Here is a 255-nt window from a genome sequence, read left to right as displayed (position 1 = left end):
CGCTCTAAGCGTAGTGCTTTTTCACTTTCGCTGGAACATCAACGTTGTTAATCCAGGGCTAGGTGATACTCTTTTCCGGTGGGGAGGGACAGGTGTCGATCTATTCTTTCTAATAAGTGGATTTGTTATAACACTTAGCGCATCCAGGGTTCCTAATGGTCTTAATGGTGCAATTTCTTTTATCAAAAGGCGAGCCCTGAGAATACTGCCTGCTTATTATATAATCCTGCTTATTACTTTTTTCCTTAGCGGGGC

The 255-nt window shown here is 42.7% G+C and carries 1 protein-coding gene; it reads left to right on the top strand.

Annotated elements, in window-relative coordinates; all coding sequences use genetic code 11:
* Positions 1–13: 13 nt before the first annotated feature.
* On the top strand, positions 14–255 hold a 242-nt coding region (locus SB775_RS31520), incomplete at its 3' end, for an acyltransferase family protein (protein ID WP_410865217.1).

This window comes from Peribacillus sp. SIMBA_075, assembly GCF_046534585.1.
This window is presented reverse-complemented; position numbering and strand designations above follow the sequence as displayed.